This is a genomic window from Variovorax trehalosi (genome assembly GCF_051216415.1).
Taxonomy (GTDB): domain Bacteria; phylum Pseudomonadota; class Gammaproteobacteria; order Burkholderiales; family Burkholderiaceae_C; genus Variovorax.
The window spans coordinates 78673-96641 of record NZ_JBPJZG010000010.1 but is presented as its reverse complement, the minus strand read 5'-3'; the positions used below and the strand labels follow the sequence as shown (position 1 = coordinate 96641).

Annotated in this window: 17 protein-coding genes; 16 read left to right on the top strand and 1 reads right to left on the bottom strand. The window is 67.6% G+C overall.

The genetic code is table 11. The features are described 5' to 3' along the window. From ACSFA7_RS29695 to ACSFA7_RS29645, 11 genes are all read left to right on the top strand, one after another. On the top strand, positions 1–291 hold the full coding sequence (locus ACSFA7_RS29695; protein WP_435502659.1) for a DUF1427 family protein: 291 nt from the start codon (positions 1–3) through the stop codon (positions 289–291). Positions 292–371: 80 nt separating this feature from the next. Then, a complete protein-coding gene (locus ACSFA7_RS29690; RefSeq protein ID WP_435502775.1) occupies positions 372–2270 on the top strand; it encodes an amidohydrolase in 1899 nt (632 codons plus the stop codon). Beyond that, a complete protein-coding gene (locus ACSFA7_RS29685) occupies positions 2270–2677 on the top strand; it encodes a DoxX family protein (RefSeq protein WP_435502658.1) in 408 nt (135 codons plus the stop codon). Before ACSFA7_RS29690 ends, ACSFA7_RS29685 begins: the two co-directional genes overlap by 1 nt. Continuing rightward, on the top strand, positions 2670–4250 hold the full coding sequence (locus ACSFA7_RS29680; RefSeq protein WP_435502657.1) for an MFS transporter: 1581 nt from the start codon (positions 2670–2672) through the stop codon (positions 4248–4250). The genes ACSFA7_RS29685 and ACSFA7_RS29680 overlap by 8 nt, the downstream gene beginning before the upstream one ends. A 45-nt stretch (positions 4251–4295) precedes the next feature. Beyond that, on the top strand, positions 4296–5117 hold the full coding sequence (locus ACSFA7_RS29675) for an alpha/beta fold hydrolase (protein WP_435502656.1): 822 nt from the start codon (positions 4296–4298) through the stop codon (positions 5115–5117). 76 nt (positions 5118–5193) lie between these two features. Next, entirely contained in the window at positions 5194–6078 is an 885-nt protein-coding gene (dapF, locus tag ACSFA7_RS29670) for a diaminopimelate epimerase (protein ID WP_435502655.1), read from the top strand. Then, the gene (locus ACSFA7_RS29665; protein ID WP_206177259.1) at positions 6075–6770 is read left to right on the top strand and encodes a DUF484 family protein; all 696 of its coding nucleotides are present in this window, start codon (positions 6075–6077) and stop codon (positions 6768–6770) included. Before dapF ends, ACSFA7_RS29665 begins: the two co-directional genes overlap by 4 nt. Continuing rightward, a complete protein-coding gene (locus ACSFA7_RS29660) occupies positions 6767–7402 on the top strand; it encodes a YdcF family protein (RefSeq protein ID WP_435502654.1) in 636 nt (211 codons plus the stop codon). Before ACSFA7_RS29665 ends, ACSFA7_RS29660 begins: the two co-directional genes overlap by 4 nt. Continuing rightward, positions 7386–8324: a tyrosine recombinase XerC gene (locus ACSFA7_RS29655; protein WP_435502653.1), complete on the top strand. Its 939-nt coding sequence runs from the start codon at positions 7386–7388 to the stop codon at positions 8322–8324. Before ACSFA7_RS29660 ends, ACSFA7_RS29655 begins: the two co-directional genes overlap by 17 nt. An 11-nt stretch (positions 8325–8335) precedes the next feature. Next, positions 8336–9556: a class I SAM-dependent rRNA methyltransferase gene (locus ACSFA7_RS29650; protein WP_435502652.1), complete on the top strand. Its 1221-nt coding sequence runs from the start codon at positions 8336–8338 to the stop codon at positions 9554–9556. Positions 9557–9639: 83 nt separating this feature from the next. Then, complete coding sequence (locus ACSFA7_RS29645) at positions 9640–10692, top strand: CobW family GTP-binding protein (RefSeq protein WP_435502651.1); 1053 nt, start codon at positions 9640–9642, stop codon at positions 10690–10692. An 81-nt stretch (positions 10693–10773) separates the two neighbouring features. On the opposite strand, the gene ACSFA7_RS29640 is transcribed toward ACSFA7_RS29645, so the two are convergent. Then, positions 10774–12270, bottom strand: a complete 1497-nt coding sequence (locus tag ACSFA7_RS29640; RefSeq protein WP_435502650.1) for a YdgA family protein — start codon at positions 12268–12270, stop codon at positions 10774–10776. Between the two features lie 380 nt (positions 12271–12650). Here ACSFA7_RS29640 and dksA point away from each other — a divergent pair, with 380 nt between their 5' ends. The 5 genes from dksA (at position 12651) to mraZ (ending at position 17968) form a co-directional block, all read left to right on the top strand. Continuing rightward, a complete protein-coding gene (gene dksA / locus ACSFA7_RS29635) occupies positions 12651–13628 on the top strand; it encodes an RNA polymerase-binding protein DksA (RefSeq protein WP_435502774.1) in 978 nt (325 codons plus the stop codon). 48 nt (positions 13629–13676) lie between these two features. Continuing rightward, on the top strand, positions 13677–15338 hold the full coding sequence (locus ACSFA7_RS29630; protein ID WP_435502649.1) for an STAS domain-containing protein: 1662 nt from the start codon (positions 13677–13679) through the stop codon (positions 15336–15338). Between the two features lie 53 nt (positions 15339–15391). After that, positions 15392–15937 carry an ATP-dependent protease subunit HslV gene (gene hslV, locus ACSFA7_RS29625; protein ID WP_042578379.1) on the top strand — a complete coding sequence of 182 codons (546 nt, stop codon included), beginning with the start codon at positions 15392–15394 and terminating at the stop codon, positions 15935–15937. 2 nt (positions 15938–15939) lie between these two features. Further along, positions 15940–17268, top strand: a complete 1329-nt coding sequence (gene hslU, locus ACSFA7_RS29620) for an ATP-dependent protease ATPase subunit HslU (RefSeq protein WP_435502648.1) — start codon at positions 15940–15942, stop codon at positions 17266–17268. 271 nt (positions 17269–17539) lie between these two features. Continuing rightward, a complete protein-coding gene (gene mraZ / locus ACSFA7_RS29615) occupies positions 17540–17968 on the top strand; it encodes a division/cell wall cluster transcriptional repressor MraZ (RefSeq protein ID WP_013539433.1) in 429 nt (142 codons plus the stop codon). The last annotated feature ends 1 nt before the right edge of the window (position 17969 follow it).

Below are 17969 nucleotides of genomic sequence, written 5' to 3'. Positions count from 1 at the left end.
ATGAAGACCTACGTCGTTTCCCTCGCCCTCGGCCTTCTGGTCGGCGTGATCTACGCGCTCTTCCAGGTGCGTTCGCCGGCGCCGCCGGTGATCGCCCTGGTGGGGCTCCTGGGCATCCTGCTCGGCGAGCAGCTCCCGCCGCTGGTGCGGCAGGTGCTCGACCGGCCGGCCGCCACCTCGTGGCTGCATCACCAGGTCAAGCCGCATGTGTTCGGCGAGCTGCCCAAGTGCGTGCAGCCCGAGGCGGTGAAGACCGCTGCCGGCCGCCCATCGGATCGGAGCGACGCATGAGCGCCCCGGACCCGCAACGCCGCCATTTGCTTGGCGCCCTCGGCGCGCTCGCCGCAACCTCCCTCGCACCCGCATCGACCATGGCCAACACCCTGAACTCCACCCCCGACCTCATCCTGCGCAACGGCCGCTTCACCACACTGGACCGCGCCAATCCCACGGCCGACGCGGTGGCGATCAAGGACGGCCGCTTCACCCGCGTGGGCCGCGCCGAAGACGTGCTGCCGCTGGCCGGCAGCAACACCCGCGTGATCGACCTGCAAGGCAAGCGCGTGCTGCCGGGCCTGATCGACAACCACCTGCACATCATTCGCGGCGGGCTGAACTACAACATGGAGCTGCGCTGGGACGGCGTGCGCAGCCTGGCCGATGCGATGTCGATGCTGCGGCGGCAGGTGGCGATCACACCGGCGCCGCAGTGGGTGCGCGTGGTGGGCGGCTTCACCGAGCACCAGTTCGCCGAGAAGCGCCTGCCGACCATCGCCGAGCTGAATGCGGTGGCGCCCGATACGCCGGTGTTCATACTGCATCTGTACGACCGTGCGCTGCTCAACGGCGCCGCGCTGCGCGCCGTGGGCTACACCAAGGACACGCCCGCGCCGCCCGGCGGCGAGATCGTGCGCGACAGCGCCGGCAACCCCACGGGCCTGCTGCTCGCAAAGCCGAACGCGGCCATCCTCTACGCGACGCTGGCCAAGGGGCCGAAGCTGCCGTTCGACTACCAACTCAATTCCACGCGCCACTTCATGCGCGAGCTCAACCGCCTGGGCGTGACCGGCGCCATCGATGCGGGCGGCGGCAACCAGAACTTCCCCGACGACTACGAAGTGATCCGCAAGCTGCACGACGACGGGCAGCTCACGATCCGCCTGGCCTACAACCTGTTCACGCAGAAGCCCAAGGCCGAGAAGGAAGACTTCCTGAACTGGACGGCGAACTCGACGTACAAGCAGGGCGACGACTACTTCCGCCACAACGGCGCGGGTGAGATGCTGGTGTTCTCTGCCGCCGACTTCGAAGACTTCCGCCAGCCGCGCCCCGACATGGCGCCCGAGATGGAAGGCGAGCTCGAAGGCGTGGTGCGCATCCTGGCGCAGAACCGCTGGCCGTGGCGCATGCACGCGACCTACGACGAGACCATCAGCCGTTCGCTCGACGTGTTCGAGAAGGTGAACAAGGACACACCGCTCGCGGGCCTGAACTGGTTCTTCGACCACGCCGAGACGATCTCCGAGAAGTCGATGGACCGCATCGCCGCGCTCGGCGGCGGGGTGGCGGTGCAGCACCGCATGGCCTATCAGGGCGAGTATTTCGTGGAGCGCTACGGCGCCGGCGCGGCCGAGGCCACACCGCCGGTCAAGCGCATGCTCGAGCGCGGCATGAAGGTCTCGGCCGGCACCGACGCAACGCGCGTGGCCTCGTACAACCCGTGGGTGTCGCTTTCGTGGCTGGTCACGGGCAAGACGGTGGGCGGCATGCAGCTGTACCCGCAGCGCAACTGCCTGGACCGCGAAGGCGCGCTGCGCATGTGGACCGAGAACGTCACCTGGTTCTCGAACGAAGAGGGCAAGAAGGGCCGCATCGAGGCCGGGCAGCTGGCCGACCTGGTGGTGCCCGACCGCGATTTCTTTGCCTGCGCCGAATCGGAAATCGCCGACACGACCGCGCTGCTCACCATGGTGGGCGGCAAGGTGGTCTACGGCGCCGGCCCGTTCGCCGCGCATGACGAAGGCACGCTGCCGCCGGCCATGCCCGACTGGTCGCCCGCGCGCACTTTCGGTGGCTATGCCGGCTGGGCTGACACGGCCGAAGGGGCGCCTCTGCAGAAGGTGATGCGCAACGCTGCCATGTCCTGCGCCTGCGCCAACGACTGCAACGTGCACGGCCACCAGCACGCCACGGCATGGAGCAGCAAGCTGCCCATTGCCGACCTGAAGAGCTTCTGGGGCGCGCTGGGCTGCGCCTGCTGGGCGGTGTGATGAAGACGATGCACTGGACCCTTTCACCCGCCGTGCGCTGGGTTGCCTTGCTGCTGCTCTGCGCGGCCTACCTGCAGGGCGGCCTGAACAAGGCGATGGACTTCAACGCCGCCATCGGCGAGATGAACCACTTCGGCCTGTCGCCGGCCGGCCCGCTGGCCGTGGCGGTGATCGTGCTGGAGCTGGGCGCCGCGGCGCTCATACTCACCGGCTTCTGGCGCTGGCTCGGCGCGCTCGCGCTCGGGGGCTTCACGCTGATGGCGACATTCGTCGCGCTGCGTTTCTGGGAGTTGCCGGTGGGGCCGGAGCGCTTCATGGCGGCCAACTCCTTCTTCGAACACCTGGGCCTGGTCGGCGGCTTCCTGCTCGTCGCCTGGCTCGACCTGAAAGAGCGTGCCCATGTCTGAACCCCAAAAAGCCGCCGGCGCCTTCGCGCCGCTGCGCCAGCCGGTCTTTGCGGTGCTGTGGGCCGCCACCGTGCTCGGCAACATCGGCAGTTTCATGCGCGACGTGGCCAGCTCGTGGCTGGTGACCGACCTGTCGGCGAGCCCGACGGCGGTGGCGCTGATCCAGACGGCGGCCACGCTGCCGATCTTCCTGCTGGCGATTCCGGCGGGGGTGCTCTCGGACATCCTGGACCGGCGGCGCTTCCTGATCTTCGTGCAGGTGCTGCTGGCCGCGGTGAGCGGCACGCTGCTGGTGCTGTCGCACACGGGCTCGCTCACGGTCGAGTACCTGATCGCGCTGACTTTCGTGGGCGGCATCGGCGCGGCGCTGATGGGGCCGACCTGGCAGTCGATCGTGCCGGAGCTGGTGCCGCGCAGCGACCTGAAGAGCGCGGTGGCGCTGAACTCGCTGGGCATCAACATCGCGCGCTCCATCGGGCCGGCGGCGGGCGGGTTGATCCTGGCGAGCTTCGGCGCTGCGGCCACCTACGGGCTGGACGTGCTGAGCTATGTGTTCGTGATCGCGGCGCTGCTGTGGTGGAAGCGGCCGGCGGCGGTGGACAGCGGGTTGTCCGAGAACTTTCTCGGCGCCTTCCGCGCGGGCATCCGCTACACGCGGGCCAGCAAGGAACTGCATGTGGTGCTGTTGCGCGCGGCGGTGTTCTTCCTGTTCGCGAGCTCGGTGTGGGCGCTGCTGCCGCTGGTGGCGCGCCAGATGCTGGGCGGCACGGCGAGCTTCTACGGCATCTTGCTGGGCGCGGTGGGCGCGGGCGCCATCGGCGGTGCGCTGGTAATGCCGCGGCTGCGCGCCCGGCTCGATGCCGACGGCATGCTGCTGCTGGCGGCGCTGCTGACCGCGGGCGTGATGGGCGGGCTGGTGTTCGCGCCGCCGCAGTGGCTGGCGGTGGTTTTGCTGCTGGTGCTGGGGCTGGGCTGGATCATTGCGCTGACCACGCTCAACGGGGTGGCGCAGTCGATCCTGCCGAACTGGGTGCGGGGGCGCGGACTGGCCGTGTACCTCACGGTGTTCAACGGCGCGATGGCCGCGGGCAGCCTGGGCTGGGGATTGGTCGCGCAGCAGATCGGCGTGCCGTTCACGCTGGTGGCGGGGGCGGTGGGGCTGGTGGTGACGGGGCTCGTTTTCCATCGGGTGCGCCTGCCCGCCGGCGAGGCCGACCTGCAGGCCTCGAACCATTGGCCCGAACCGCTGCTGGCCGAGCCCGTGGCGCACGACCGTGGGCCGGTGATGATCCAGGTCGAGTACCGCATCCGCAAGGAAGACCGGCCGGCGTTCCTCGAGGCGATGAAGCGGCTGTCGCTGGAGCGCCGCCGCGACGGGGCCTACGCCTGGGGTGTGCACGAGCACACAGCGGATGCGGAGCGCGTGATGGAGTGGTTCCTCGTCGAATCCTGGGCCGAGCACCTGCGCCAGCACCACCGCGTGTCGCACGCCGACGCCGACCTGCAGGCCGAGGCGCTGCGCTTTCACATCGGGCCGGACAAGCCCGAGGTGCATCACTTCCTGGCGCTCTGAGCGGCGCGAACCCTTTCACCCTTTTATCAACCACACGGAAAAACCATGACAACACTGACCCTTCGCGACGGCACCGAGCTCTACTACAAGGACTGGGGCAGCGGCCAGCCCATTCTCTTCAGCCACGGCTGGCCGCTGAGCGCCGACATGTGGGACGCCCAGATGCTGTTCTTCGCCGAGCGCGGCTACCGCGTTATCGCGTTCGACCGCCGCGGCTTTGGCCGCTCGAGTCAGCCCTGGACCGGATACGACTACGACACCTTCGCCGACGACATCGCCGAGCTGATCGAGAAGCTCGACCTGAAGGACGTGGTCCTCGCGGGCTTCTCGATGGGCGGCGGCGACGTGACGCGCTACATCGCGCGCAAGGGCAGCGCGCGGGTGGCCAAGCTCGCGCTCATCAGCGCCGTGACGCCGCTCTTCATGAAGACGGCCGACCACCCGGTGGGCCCCGACGCCCCGGTGTTCGCGGGCATCCGCGCCGGGCTGGCCGCCGACCGGCCGCAGTTCCTCGACGACTTCAGCACGCTTTTCTACGGCACCAACCGCCCTGGCGCGAAGGTGTCGCAGGGCGTGTTCAAGCAGACGCTGCAGATCGCGCTGCAGGCCTCGATCAAGGCCACCATCGACTGCGTGACGGCGTTCTCCGAGACCGACTTCCGCCCCGACATGGCGAAGATCGACGTGCCCACGCTCGTGATTCACGGTGACGACGACCAGGTCGTGCCGTTCGAGGCCACGGGCAAGCTGGCGGCCGAAATGATCGAAGGCAGCCAGCTCAAGGTGTATGCCGGCGCGCCGCACGCCACCTGCACCACGCATGCGGCGCAGGTGAACGCCGACCTGCTGGCGTTCATCCAGGGCTGAGGCAAGGCACGCTGAAAGGGCCGTGCCCTGCGGCCCTTTCAGCGCGAAGGGCGGCGCCGGTGGCGATAATCCCCCGATGCGAATCCGCTTTACCAAGATGCAGGGAGCCGGCAACGATTTCGTCGTGCTGGACGAAACACGCGGCACGCTGGGCCTCACCGCAGCGCAATACCGCTTCCTGGCCGACCGCCATTTCGGCGTCGGCGCCGACCAGATCCTCACCGTGCGGCCATCGCCCGCGGAAGGCATCGACTTCCAGTACGTGATCCACAACGCCGACGGCGGCGAGGTCGAGCAGTGCGGCAACGGTGCGCGCTGCTTCATGCGCTTCGTGAAAGAGCACAAGCTCACCGACAAGACCCAGGTGCGCGTGCAGACGCTGGCCGGCGTGATCGAGCCGCGCATGGGCGCCGACGGCCGGGTGACGGTCGACATGGGCGCCCCCATCTTCGAGGCCGCGCGCGTGCCCTTCGACACCGCCGGGCTCGACGCGCAGCCCGATGGTTCTTGGGAAAAGTGGCACCTCGCGCTGGGCACCCGCGCCGGCAGCGCGATCGTGTCGGTGGCGGTGCTCTCGATGGGCAACCCGCACGCGGTGCAGGTGGTCGACGACGTCGACACCGCCCCGGTCGCCGAGCAGGGCCCGCAGATCGAGCACCACCCGCGCTTTCCACAGCGGGTGAACGCGGGCTTCATGCAGGTGGTCGACCGCTCCCACATCAGGCTGCGCGTGTTCGAGCGCGGTGCCGGCGAAACGCTCGCCTGCGGCACGGGCGCCTGCGCGGCGGTGGTGGCGGGCATCCGCCTGGGCTTGCTGGACCGACGCGTCGACGTGCAGACGCACGGCGGCATCCTCACGATCGAATGGCAGGGCGAGGGCCAGCCGGTGCTCATGACGGGCCCGGCCACGACGGTGTTCGAGGGCGACATCGACGTGCCCGACCTCGCGGAGCAGCCATGACCTCATTCACTCACGACAACGACGCCATGAACCCGATCACCGAAGACGACATCGCCAACTACCTGGCGAACACGCCCGACTTCTTCGAGCGCCATGCCCAGTTGCTGGCGCAGGTGCAGCTCACCAGCCCCCACGGCAACCGCGCCGTGAGCCTGCAGGAGCGCCAGGCCGAGATGCTGCGCGAGAAGATCAAGGCGCTCGAGCACCGCCTGATGGACATGGTGCGCCACGGCACCGAAAACGTGGTCATCGCCGACCGGCTGCAGCGCTGGACCAGCGGCCTGCTGACCACGCGCGACCCGCGCAGCCTGCCGTACCGCATCGCGGTCGATCTGCAGTCGCTGTTCCTGGTGCCGCAGACGGCCATCAAGGTGTGGGACTGCAGCAGCGAATACCTGAACGAGGCCTATGCCCAGTGGGTGAGCGACGACGTGAAGGCGCTGGCCACCTCGCTCACTTCGCCGTACTGCGGCCTGAACTCGGGCTTCGAAGCCGCCAACTGGCTGCCGGAACCGCAGGCGGCGCTGTCGATCGCGCTGATTCCGCTGCGCGCGGACGCCGAATCGCCGGCCTTCGGCCTGCTGGTGCTGGCGTCGCCCGACGCGCAGCGCTTCAACGCCGAGATGGGCACCGACTTTCTCGAGCGCATCGCCGAGCTGGCCTCGGGCGGGCTCTCGCGGCTGCGTCCTTGAACCGGCCGCGCTGGCTGCGCCGGCCCTGGCAGGTCGCGCTTTTCGGCGCGCTGGGGGTTCTGGCGCTGGCCTATGCGGCGATCGGCGTCGTCATCTGGCAGCGTGCCGACGAGGTGCTGGACAACCCGCCACAAAGGGCTGCCGATGCGGCGCTGATCCTGGGAAGCCGGGCGTACCTGGACGGCAAGCCGAATCCCTGCCTCACGGGGCGCGTCGACACGGGCATTGCGCTCGCGCAGGCCGGTCGGGTGAAGCAACTGGTGTTCACGGGCGGTGTGGACAAGGAAGACGGGCGCGTCGAAGCCGCTGTGATGCAGCAGCACGCGCAGGGCCTGGGCTTTGCGGGGCCGATGCTGCAGGAGCCGGCGTCCACGTCCACGCGGCTGAATCTCTCGCTCTCGCGGCCCCTGCTGCAGGCAGCCGGGGTGCGCAGCGTGGTGATCGTGTCGGAGCCCTACCACCTGTGGCGCGTCGAGCGGCTGGTGCGCATGAGCGGTTTCGACCAGACCTTCGACGTGCAGTACGCCGCCGCGCCGACCTTATGCTGGCGCCGTTGGGGCATGCTGTTCAAGGGCGCATTGCGCGAGCCGGCAGCCATCATCAACAATGCCGGCCATGGCTATCTCTTCTGAGCCGGCGGACTGGATCGCGAAGTACCTGGAGCATGTGCGCGTGGAGCGCCGGCTCGCGGCGCGAACGGTCGAGCTCTACGCCTTCCATCTGCAGGCGCTGCGGGAGAACGCCGCCGAGGCCAAGCTGCCGCTCGACCGCGTGCAGACCGCGCACGTCCGCCGCTGGATGGCCAAGCTGCACAGCGCCGGGCGCGAGCCGCGCGGCATCGCGCTGGTGCTGTCGTGCTGGCGCAGCTTCTACCGCTGGCTCGGGCATGAAGGGCTGATCGGTTTCAACCCGGTGCAGGACGTGCATGCGCCCAAGGCCGGCCGGCCGCTGCCCAAGGCGCTGGGCGTGGACGATGCCGTACGGCTCGCCGAGCTGCACGACGAAGACGCTGACCCGTGGATCGAAGCGCGCGACCGCGCCATCGTCGAACTGCTCTACGGCTGCGGCCTGCGGGTGAGCGAGCTCACGGGGCTCGATGCGCAGGCGAGCAACACGGCGCTCGGCTGGGTCGATCTCGACGCGAAGGAAGCCAACGTGCTCGGCAAGGGCAGCAAGCGCCGCATCGTGCCGGTGGGCGGCAAGGCGGCCGAGGCGCTGCAGGAATGGCTCGACGTGCGCGGCGACCGAGTGGTGCCGGCGCTTTTCGTCAGCGCCAGGGGCGCGCGGATGTCGTCGCAGGCGGTGTGGAAGCTGCTGCGCGAGCGCAGCCTGAAGGCGGGCCTCGCAGCGCCCGTGCATCCGCACATGCTGCGGCACTCGTTCGCGAGCCATGTGCTGCAGTCCAGCAGCGACCTGCGTGCGGTGCAGGAGCTGCTGGGCCACGCGAACATCGCGACCACGCAGGTCTATACGCGGCTGGATTTCCAGCATCTGGCGAAGGTCTATGACGCGGCGCATCCGCGCGCCAAGGCCCGGACCGACAAAGACAAGTAAGCAAGCAAAAAATGAAAACCCTTCGCCTCAAACCCGGCAAAGAGCGCTCGATGCAGCGCCGCCACCCCTGGGTCTTCGAATCCGCCATTGCGCGCGGCGGTGCCGACTCGGGCGAGACGGTGCGCGTGGAATCGCACGACGGCGCGTTCCTCGCGTGGGCGGCGTTCAGCCCGATCTCCAAGATCCGCGCGCGGGCCTGGAGCTTCGTGGAAACGCAGCGCATCGACGCGGCGTTCCTCGCATCGGTGTGCGAGCGCGCCGTGCGGGCCCGCGGCCTGTTCGATCTGCAAAGCGACGGCGTGCGACTGATCCATGGCGAGGCCGATGGCCTGCCGGGGCTGATCGTCGACCGCTACGGCGACACCTTGGTCGCGCAGTTCCTCTCGGCCGGCGTCGAGCGCTGGAAAGACGTGATCGCCGATGCGCTGCTCAAGGCCACGGGCCTCACCAAGCTCTACGAGCGCTCCGACGCCAGCGGCCGCGAACGTGAAGGCCTGAAGCCCGTCACGGGCTGGCTGCGCGGGGAGGGCGCCACCGAGATCACGATCCGCGAGCACGACTGGAAGCTCTCGCTCGACATCGCGACCGGCCACAAGACCGGCTTCTACCTCGACCAGCGCGACAGCCGCCAGCGCTTTGCCGAGCTCGCGAAGCACCGGCGCTTCAGGCGCGTGCTCAACTGCTTCTGCTACACGGGCGGGTTCACCGTCGCGGCGCTGGCGGGGCTCAAGGCTGCGGGCGCGCTCGACGGGGCCGAGCTGGTGTCGGTCGATTCGTCGCAGCCGGCGCTGAACTTCGCGCGCGCGAACATCGCGATCAACGGTTTCGGCGGCGAAGGTTCGGGCGTGAAGACCGAGTTTCTCGACGCCAACGTGAACACGGTGCTGCGCGAGTTCATCGACCAGGGCCGGACCTTCGACGCGATCGTGCTCGACCCGCCGAAGTTTGCGCCCACGGCGGCGCATGCCGAGCGCGCGGCGCGGGCCTACAAGGACATCAACCGCCTCGCGCTCAAGATCCTGGAGCCGGGCGGCGTGCTGCTGACTTTTTCGTGTTCGGGCGGCATCAGCGCCGACCTGTTCCACAAGATCGTGGCCTCGGCCGGGCTGGACGCGAACGTGGACGGTTACATCAGCGAACGACTGGGCGCGGCCCCGGACCACCCGATGACCATCGAATTCCCGGAAGGGGAGTACTTGAAGGGCCTGGTGGTGGTCAGAAAACCCGCTTGACCCCTTCGCCAACGCAACTCAGTGGCATTGGCTAAACTGCCCGCCACCTCCCGTTTTTAGTTTTCCGCTTCGGAGCACCCCTCATGGCCCTCATCCCCGCGACCATCCTCACCGGCTTCCTCGGCTCGGGCAAAACCACGCTGCTCAAGCGCATCCTGACCGAGGCCCACGGCCAGAAGATCGCGGTCATCGAGAACGAGTTCGGCGAAGAGAACATCGACAGCGACATCCTCGTGACCGAATCGAAGGAGCAGATCATCCAGATGAGCAACGGCTGCGTCTGCTGCACCATCCGCGAAGACCTGCGCGAAGCGCTGCAACTGCTGGCCGCCAAGAAGCGCCAGGGCCTGCTCGATTTCGACCGTGTGGTGATCGAGACCACCGGCCTGGCCGACCCCGGCCCGGTGGCGCAGACCTTCTTCATGGACGACGAGATCGCTGAGAGCTACCTGCTCGACTCGATCCTCACGCTGGTCGATGCCAAGCACGCGCCGCAGCAACTCAACGACCGCCAGGAAGCGCGCCGCCAGGTGGGCTTTGCCGACCAGATCTTCATCAGCAAGAGCGAGCTGGTGTCGGCCGAGGAAACCGAGGCGCTGATCCACCGCCTCAAGCACATGAACCCGCGCGCGCCGCAGCAGAAGGCGCATTTCGGCGACGTGCCGCTCAAGGACATCTTCGACCTGCGCGGCTTCAACCTGAACGCCAAGCTGGACATCGACCCCGACTTCCTGAAGGAAGACGACCACGATCACCACGACCATGACCACGCGCATGGCGAGCATTGCGACCACCCCTCGCACAAGCACGAAGGCCACGGCCACCATCACCACACGGACGACGACGTGAAGAGCTTCGTCTACAAGGCCGACCGCGCCTTCGACCCGGCCAAGCTGGAAGACTTTTTGGGCGCGATCGTCAACATCTACGGCCCGCGCATGCTGCGCTACAAGGGTGTGCTGAACATGAAGGGCACCGAGCGCAAGGTGATCTTCCAGGGCGTGCACCAGCTGATGGGCAGCGACCTGGGCCCGGAGTGGGGCAAGGACGAGAACCGCCAGAGCCGCATGGTGTTCATCGGCATCGAGCTGCCGCGCGAAATTCTCGAGCAGGGGCTGGAGCAGTGCCTGGTCTGACGACAGCCTGCTGCGTATTCATCCATTGAAAAAGGCGCTGCCCCGGAAGGGACAGCGCCTTTTTCATGGCCTCGCAGTGGCTTACTTGCCCAGTTCGGTCAGCGGCTTGCCGTTGACCTTCAGGCTGCCTTCGCTGAACTCGACCTGCCCGGTGACATGTTCGCCGTCGCGCTTGACGAAGCCGCTGGCCTCGCCTTGCTCGACCAGCCCCGCGACCATTTCGGGCGGCGGCGTCTGGCCGCTCTCGGCGCCGGTGGCGGCGATCTGCTCGAGCCATTGCACCGGCAGCCGCGCATTGGCCTTGACCACGCCGCGCTTGAGCAGCAGCGCCATGCCCGGGGCCTGCAGGTCTTCGTCGGTCACGCCGACCATGCCGGCCGTGTAGCTGACTTCGCCGCGCTTGCCGCCGATCTCGACCACCAACTTGTCCAGGCCGAATTCGGGGCTGTACTTGGCCATGGCCTTCAGATCCGGAGCGAGCTGGTCGGCCAGCGCCTTCATCGCGGCCTGCGTGGCCTTGCTGCTCTTGCCGCAGCCTGCCGCCACGCTGGACTGCAGGTAGGCGTCGGCCAGCTTCTTGTAGCCGGCGGCGTGGATGCGGCGGGCGCCGCTGGACATCTCGAACTTGTCGATGCTCGTCTCGCCGATCTTGCCCTGGCCCTTGACGGCGCCTTCCGAGGCGTAGAGACCGTCCTTGATGCTGGCTTCGCCGGTGAGGTCGATGTTTTGCAGCAGCACCTTGACCGGCTTGTGCGTGCCGGCGGGTGTGTCGGCATCGGCATTGCCCGAGAGGCCCTTGGTGGCGGAGAACTCGAAGGCCTCGAGGCGGCCTTCGGTCTTGCCGGTGGCCAGGAACCAGCCCGCGCTGTTGTCCATGTCGGCCTTGGCGGTGAGCTTGCCCATCTTCATCTGCAGGCCCTTGGGCGCATCGTTGAAGTCCAGGCCGGGCATCGTCATGTCGTAGCGCGCCTTGGTGCGCGCGGCATTCACCTCGATGTGGGCCTGGGCGCCTTGCCAGGCGAGCTGGCCCTTGCCTTCCTCGGCCAGCTTGGCGGGCGCGACCGCCATGTCGATGGCGTAGCTGCCGTCGAAGTTGACCTTGGTGAAGGCCGTCAGCGGCTTGGCCTTGCCGAACAGCTTCTCGGCCTGGGCCTGGCCCTTGATGTCGAGCACCAGTTCGCTGTCAATGGTGGCCGCCGCGAACTTGCCGCCGGCGATCGGGCCGTGGTGGATGGTGTCGCGGATGGTGATGCGCAGGGGCTTGGGCGGCTTGGCGTCGGCCTCGTCGCCGCCTTCTTCCTCCGGCTCCTCGCCTTCCGCGGGCTTGGCCGCGGGCGCCTGCGCCACGGCAGCGGCATCGGCCGCGCAGCCGATCTCCAGCGTGACGGTGCTCACGGCGCCGAAGAAGCCGCGTTCGTATTTGCGCTCGGTCACGCGCAGCAGCGCGGTCTGCTTGGGCATCTCGTCCAGTGCGGTGTCGTAGATCGAGCGGACCTTCGACCCGGTCCACCAGGTGCTCCCTCCGTAGGCGACGACGATGGCCGCGGCCACGGCTCCCAAAACTACTTTCTTGCTCAAGGCTTGCTTTCTTTTATCGAATGATCGGATGGGCCCGCAGCGCCTGGGGGCAAGGCGGGCCGCGCGTCACCCCCTCCGGCAACGCCGGGCGATGCTACCGGAGGCGAGCGGCATGCAGACACATCGCCCGCGGTTTCGAGTTCTCTATACAATCGCGCGCCTGTTCCGGGAGCCACGTCCCGTCCTGTTGGACAAGATGTGACTTCCGGCACGGGGCGCCGCGGGTTTCTGCAGGGCTTTCGGGGGTATAACCCCGGGGTTCGCAACCCGCGAGCACCCCGACAACGTGGAGCCCGCGCGGCACGAAAGCCGCGAGTGGCTCCCATGGGAGGAGACACCCAGTGAAAGCGCGTTCCAGTTCGTCCAAGGAGCCAGTCACCGTGAAGAAACCCGCCGCCAAGGCCACGCCAGCATCCAAGCCCGCCGCAAAGAAGGCGCCGGCTGCGAAGGCTGTACCCGCGGCGAAAAAGGTTTCCGCCACCGCGAAAGCGCCTGCAACGAAGGAGAAAAGCGCGTCCAAAAAGCCCGCAGCACCACCGGTCAAGGCCGTTGCCACTGCTGCGACAAAGAAGTCCGTCAAGCCCGCCAAGCCTGCAACAGCAACCAAGACCGCAGGCACGGGTCCATCGTCATCCAAACCCGTCGGCCGCCCTGCTGCCGTTCCTTCTGCTCCCCCGATCCCCATGAAAAAAACGGCTGCCGCCTCCTCTTCCGCCCCGGCGACACCCTCGATACCCGCTCAAACCGCCACGCCCGCACCCGCCGCGCGTGGGGGCCGTGTGTCCCGGCTGTCGCAACTGACCGTCCCTTCGATGCCGCAGTCCGTGGCGTCGACCGCCGCCAAGTCCAGCTTCTCGCAAGCACCGTCCACCGCGCTGGTGCCGCCGCCGCCGCTGGCCGTCAAGAAAGACCCCAAGCTCGCGAACAACTGGAAGACCAAGTCGCCCGCCGAGCTGAGCGACGCCGAAGTCATCGCGATGCCCGACACCGAGTACATGAACGAAAAGCAGATGGCGTTCTTCCGCCTGAAGCTCGTCGAACTCAAGCGCGGCATCCTGGAAAACGCCGGCGAGACCACCGAGCATCTGCGTGAAGACACGGTGGTCGTGCCCGATCCGGCCGACCGCGCCACCATCGAGGAAGAACACGCCCTCGAACTGCGCACCCGCGATCGCGAACGCAAGCTGCTCAAGAAGATCGAGCAGTCGATCCAGCGCATCGACGCCGGCGACTACGGCTACTGCGACGAGACCGGCGAGCCCATCGGCGTCGGCCGCCTGCTGGCCCGCCCGACCGCCACGCTGTCGCTCGAGGCGCAACAGCGCCGCGAGCTCAAGCAGAAAATGTTCGGAGATTGAACAGGTTCGCGGTAGATAAAACCCAGCCCGTTCGATAGTCTTCACCGAATGCCAAAGGAAGAATCGGGCCGTCTTTTCTCGAAGGTGGCCAAGTTTGTCCGCAATCCGCTCAAGGATTGGTCGGAGCTGGATGCGACTCCCTCCACGTCGGACTCCTCGCTGCCCGAGCAGACCTACAGCCGGGAGATGCTCAAGGAGATGATCGAGCGGCGCCAGCGCAACGATTTCGTGCGCCGGCGCGAGTTCGACATGCTGCGCAAGCTTCGCCAGCGCGAGGCGGCCGCCCACGCCTTCGAGGCGACGGTCACGCCGTCGTCGTTCAACATCAACAGCTCTTCGGAAAAGTCCGAGGGTCGCGCGCTCACGCTCAAGAAGATCGACGAGATCGAAGAGCAGATGTCGCAGCAGTGGTGGAAGGGCCGGGGCCCGAACGGCGAGACGCTGGTCAACCCGCCACCCGATGCCGGCGCCGAGACGCTGCCGCCTGTGCATGTCGACGATCTGCTTCAACCGCCGCCGGTGCACCGCACGGTGGCGGCTGTGGCGCCCGTCGAAGCCGCTGGCGCGGCGAGTGCCGGCGGCGCACCGCCGCTGCTGTCTTCCCGGCTCGCGCACGACGGTGCGCTCGAAGAAGCGGTGATCCGCTTCGCGCATGGCGACGATGCCGGCGCCGAGGCGATCCTGCTGCAGGCGCTGGCCTCCGAAAGCACCCCGGCGGCCGACGGCGAGAACGACGCCGCGGCCGAGCGCGACGACAGCCGCTGGCGCACCCTGTTCGACCTGTACCGCGCCACCGGCGACGCCGCCAAGTTCGCGGCTGCCCGCATGCGCTATGCGCAGCGCATGAAGCGCATGGGCCCCGATTGGGTGTCGCTCGAAGACCTGGCCCGCAGCGTGAAGGCGGTGACCGCCAGCGAAGAGGCCGAGCAGGGCGGCGAGGGCGGTGGTGCCCAGGCCGACTGGAGCAGTCCCGCGCGCCTGTCCCGCGAGGGGCTGATGAGCCTCACGCGCGCGCTGTCGCAGGCTGGTTCGGTCTGGACGCTCGACTGGCGCTCGCTGACCGCCATCGAGCCTGAGGCGGCCGCGCCGCTGCGCGTGCTGCTGACCCATTGGGCCGATTCGCCGGTCAAGCTGCGCTTCATCGGCACTGCGCAACTGCTGGCGGTGCTGGCCGAAGCGGCGCCCAACAACGAACGCGGCACCGACGATGTCTGGTGGCAGCTGCACCTGTCAGCGCTGCGGGTGATGCACCTGCCCGACGATTTCGAACTGGTGGCGCTCAACTACTGCATCACCTACGAGGTGTCGCCGCCGTCCTGGCAGGATCCGATCGGCGAATGCACCGCGCTCGCCGCGCCGCCGCCCAGCCGCAGCAGCTCGGTGTGGTCGCTGCTGTCGAGTGCCGAGTCGGAGAGCTTTCCCACCCACGACACCGGCTTTGCCGCGCTGGCGGGCGATCTGCGGGGTGAATCGCTCTCGGCCTGGCAGCGGCTGGACTCCGATCTGCGGCACACCACGGCGCCCGTCATTTCGTGCGCGGCACTGCTGCGCATGGACCTTGCCGCCGCCGGCACGCTGCTGAGCTGGGTGCGGGAGCGGGATGCCAATGGCGAACGGGTGCAGTTCGTCGATGCGCACCGGCTGATCGCCGCGCTGTTCGGCCTCGTGGGCATTGCGGACCACGCAACCGTAGCCATTCGAAAGAACTGAAACCGCCCCTGTTCCGGGGTTGCATTGCCATCGGCCATCCCCAGATGGCTGCGATGGAACAGTTTCACGGCACCACCATCGTGAGCGTGCGCCGCAAGACCCCCCAAGGCGACCAGGTCGCCATTGGCGGGGACGGGCAGGTCACTCTCGGCAATATCGTCATCAAAGGCACGGCGCGCAAAGTGCGCCGCCTCTATCACGGCAAGGTGCTGGCCGGCTTTGCCGGCGCCACCGCCGACGCCTTCACGCTCTTCGAGCGCTTCGAGGCCAAGCTCGAAAAGCACCAGGGCCACCTGACCCGCGCGGCGGTCGAGCTCACCAAGGACTGGCGCACCGACCGCGTGCTGCGCAAGCTCGAGGCCATGCTGGCCGTGGCGGACGCCACCACCTCGCTCATCATCACCGGCAACGGCGACGTGCTGGAGCCCGAGGACGGCGTGATTGCCATCGGTTCGGGCGGCGCGTATGCGCAGTCGGCGGCCAAGGCGCTGATCGACAACACCGACCTCTCGGCCGAGCAGATCGTGCGCAAATCGCTGGCGATCGCCGGAGAAATCTGCATTTACACGAACATGAACCACACGGTGGAAGCGCTCTGACCATGTCCATGACCCCCCAGGAAATCGTCTCCGAACTGGACAACCACATCGTCGGCCAGCCGGCCGCCAAGCGCGCCGTGGCCATTGCGCTGCGCAACCGCTGGCGCCGCCAGCAGGTCGAGGAGAAGCTGCGCAGCGAGATCACCCCGAAGAACATCCTCATGATCGGCCCGACGGGCGTGGGCAAGACCGAGATCGCCCGCCGCCTCGCGCGCTTGGCGGATGCGCCCTTCATCAAAGTCGAGGCGACCAAGTTCACCGAGGTGGGCTATGTCGGGAAAGACGTCGATTCGATCATTCGCGACCTCGCCGAAATCGCCGTCAAGCAGACCCGCGAATCGGAAAGCGCCAAGGTGCGCGCGCGGGCCGAAGACGCCGCCGAAGACCGCATCCTCGACGTGCTGCTGCCCCCGGCGCGGGGCGCCGATGGCACGACCCCGGCGATCGACGGCCCGAATCCCACGCGCCAGGCGTTCCGCAAGAAGCTGCGCGAGCACCAGCTGGACGACAAGGAGATCGAACTCGACCTCGCCGAAACGCGCGCGCCTCTGGAGATCATGGGCCCCGCCGGCATGGAGGAGATGACCGAGCAATTGCGCGGCATGTTCGGCCAGATGGGCGGCGGCAAGCGCAAGACGCGCAAGCTCAAGATCGCCGAGGCGCTGCGCCTCTTGATCGACGAGGAGGCTGCGAAGCTGGTCAACGAGGACGAGATCCGCGCGCAGGCGATCACCAACGCCGAGCAGAACGGCATCGTCTTCATCGACGAGATCGACAAGGTCGCCACGCGCAGCGAAGCGCAGGGCTCCGACGTGTCGCGCCAGGGCGTGCAGCGCGACCTGCTGCCGCTGGTGGAAGGCACGGCTGTGACCACCAAGTACGGCGTGGTGCGCACCGACCACATGCTGTTCATCGCGAGCGGTGCGTTCCACCTGAGCAAGCCGAGCGACCTGATCCCCGAGCTGCAGGGGCGCTTTCCGATCCGCGTGGAGCTGCAATCGCTCTCGGTGTCGGATTTCGAGAGCATCCTCACGCAGACCCGCGCATCGCTCGTGAAGCAGTACCAGGCGCTGCTCGCGACAGAGGGCGTGACGCTCGATTTCCAGCCCGACGGCGTGACCCGCCTGGCGAGCATCGCGTTCGAGGTGAACGAGCGCACCGAGAACATCGGCGCGCGCCGTTTGTCGACCGTGATGGAGCGCCTGCTCGATGAGGTAAGCTTCGACGCGGCCCGCATCGAGGGTCAGACGATTCGTATCGATGCCGCTTACGTCGACGAGCGCCTCAAGGCACTAAGTCACGACGAAGACCTTTCGCGCTTCATCCTCTGAAGCCGCTTCTCCTCCCCCTGTAACGGGGGAATGCTTCACGCATTACTTTCACTGCGTGAGCTAAGTACTTCATTTTCAACGAAATTCGCCGATTCCGAGGTTTTGGAATCGGCGCTAAGTCGTTGATTCCATTACAAAAAATACCACCAACGGCCAGTTGCGCCCCAAGTGTTTCCTGCTACAGTGCAAAAAAGTGCAGTTAAGTGGGAAAAAGTGCGGATAGTGCCTCTTTCGGGCATTGCAGCACCTCCCAACACAGGGGTTTGTGGTCGTGTTTCAAGGCGCTTCATCGCTCAGTCTGGATGCCAAGGGGCGGCTCTCCGTGCCGACCCGGCACCGTGACGTCCTGAGCGCGACGGCAGGCGGCCAGCTCACGATCACCAAGCATCCGCACGGATGCCTGATGGTGTTCCCCCGTCCCGAATGGGAAAAATTCCGCGAGCGCATTGCCGCGCTGCCGATGTCGGCGCAGTGGTGGAAGCGCGTCTTCCTCGGTAACGCGATGGACGTCGAGATGGACGGCACCGGCCGCATCCTGGTCTCGCCCGAGTTGCGTGCCGCCACCGGCATCGCGCGCGACACGCTGCTCTTGGGCATGGGCAACCACTTCGAGCTCTGGGACAAGGCCACCTACGAGGCCAAGGAGGCCGAGGCCACCCAGGGCGAGATGCCGGATGTGTTTCAGGACTTCGCGTTCTGAG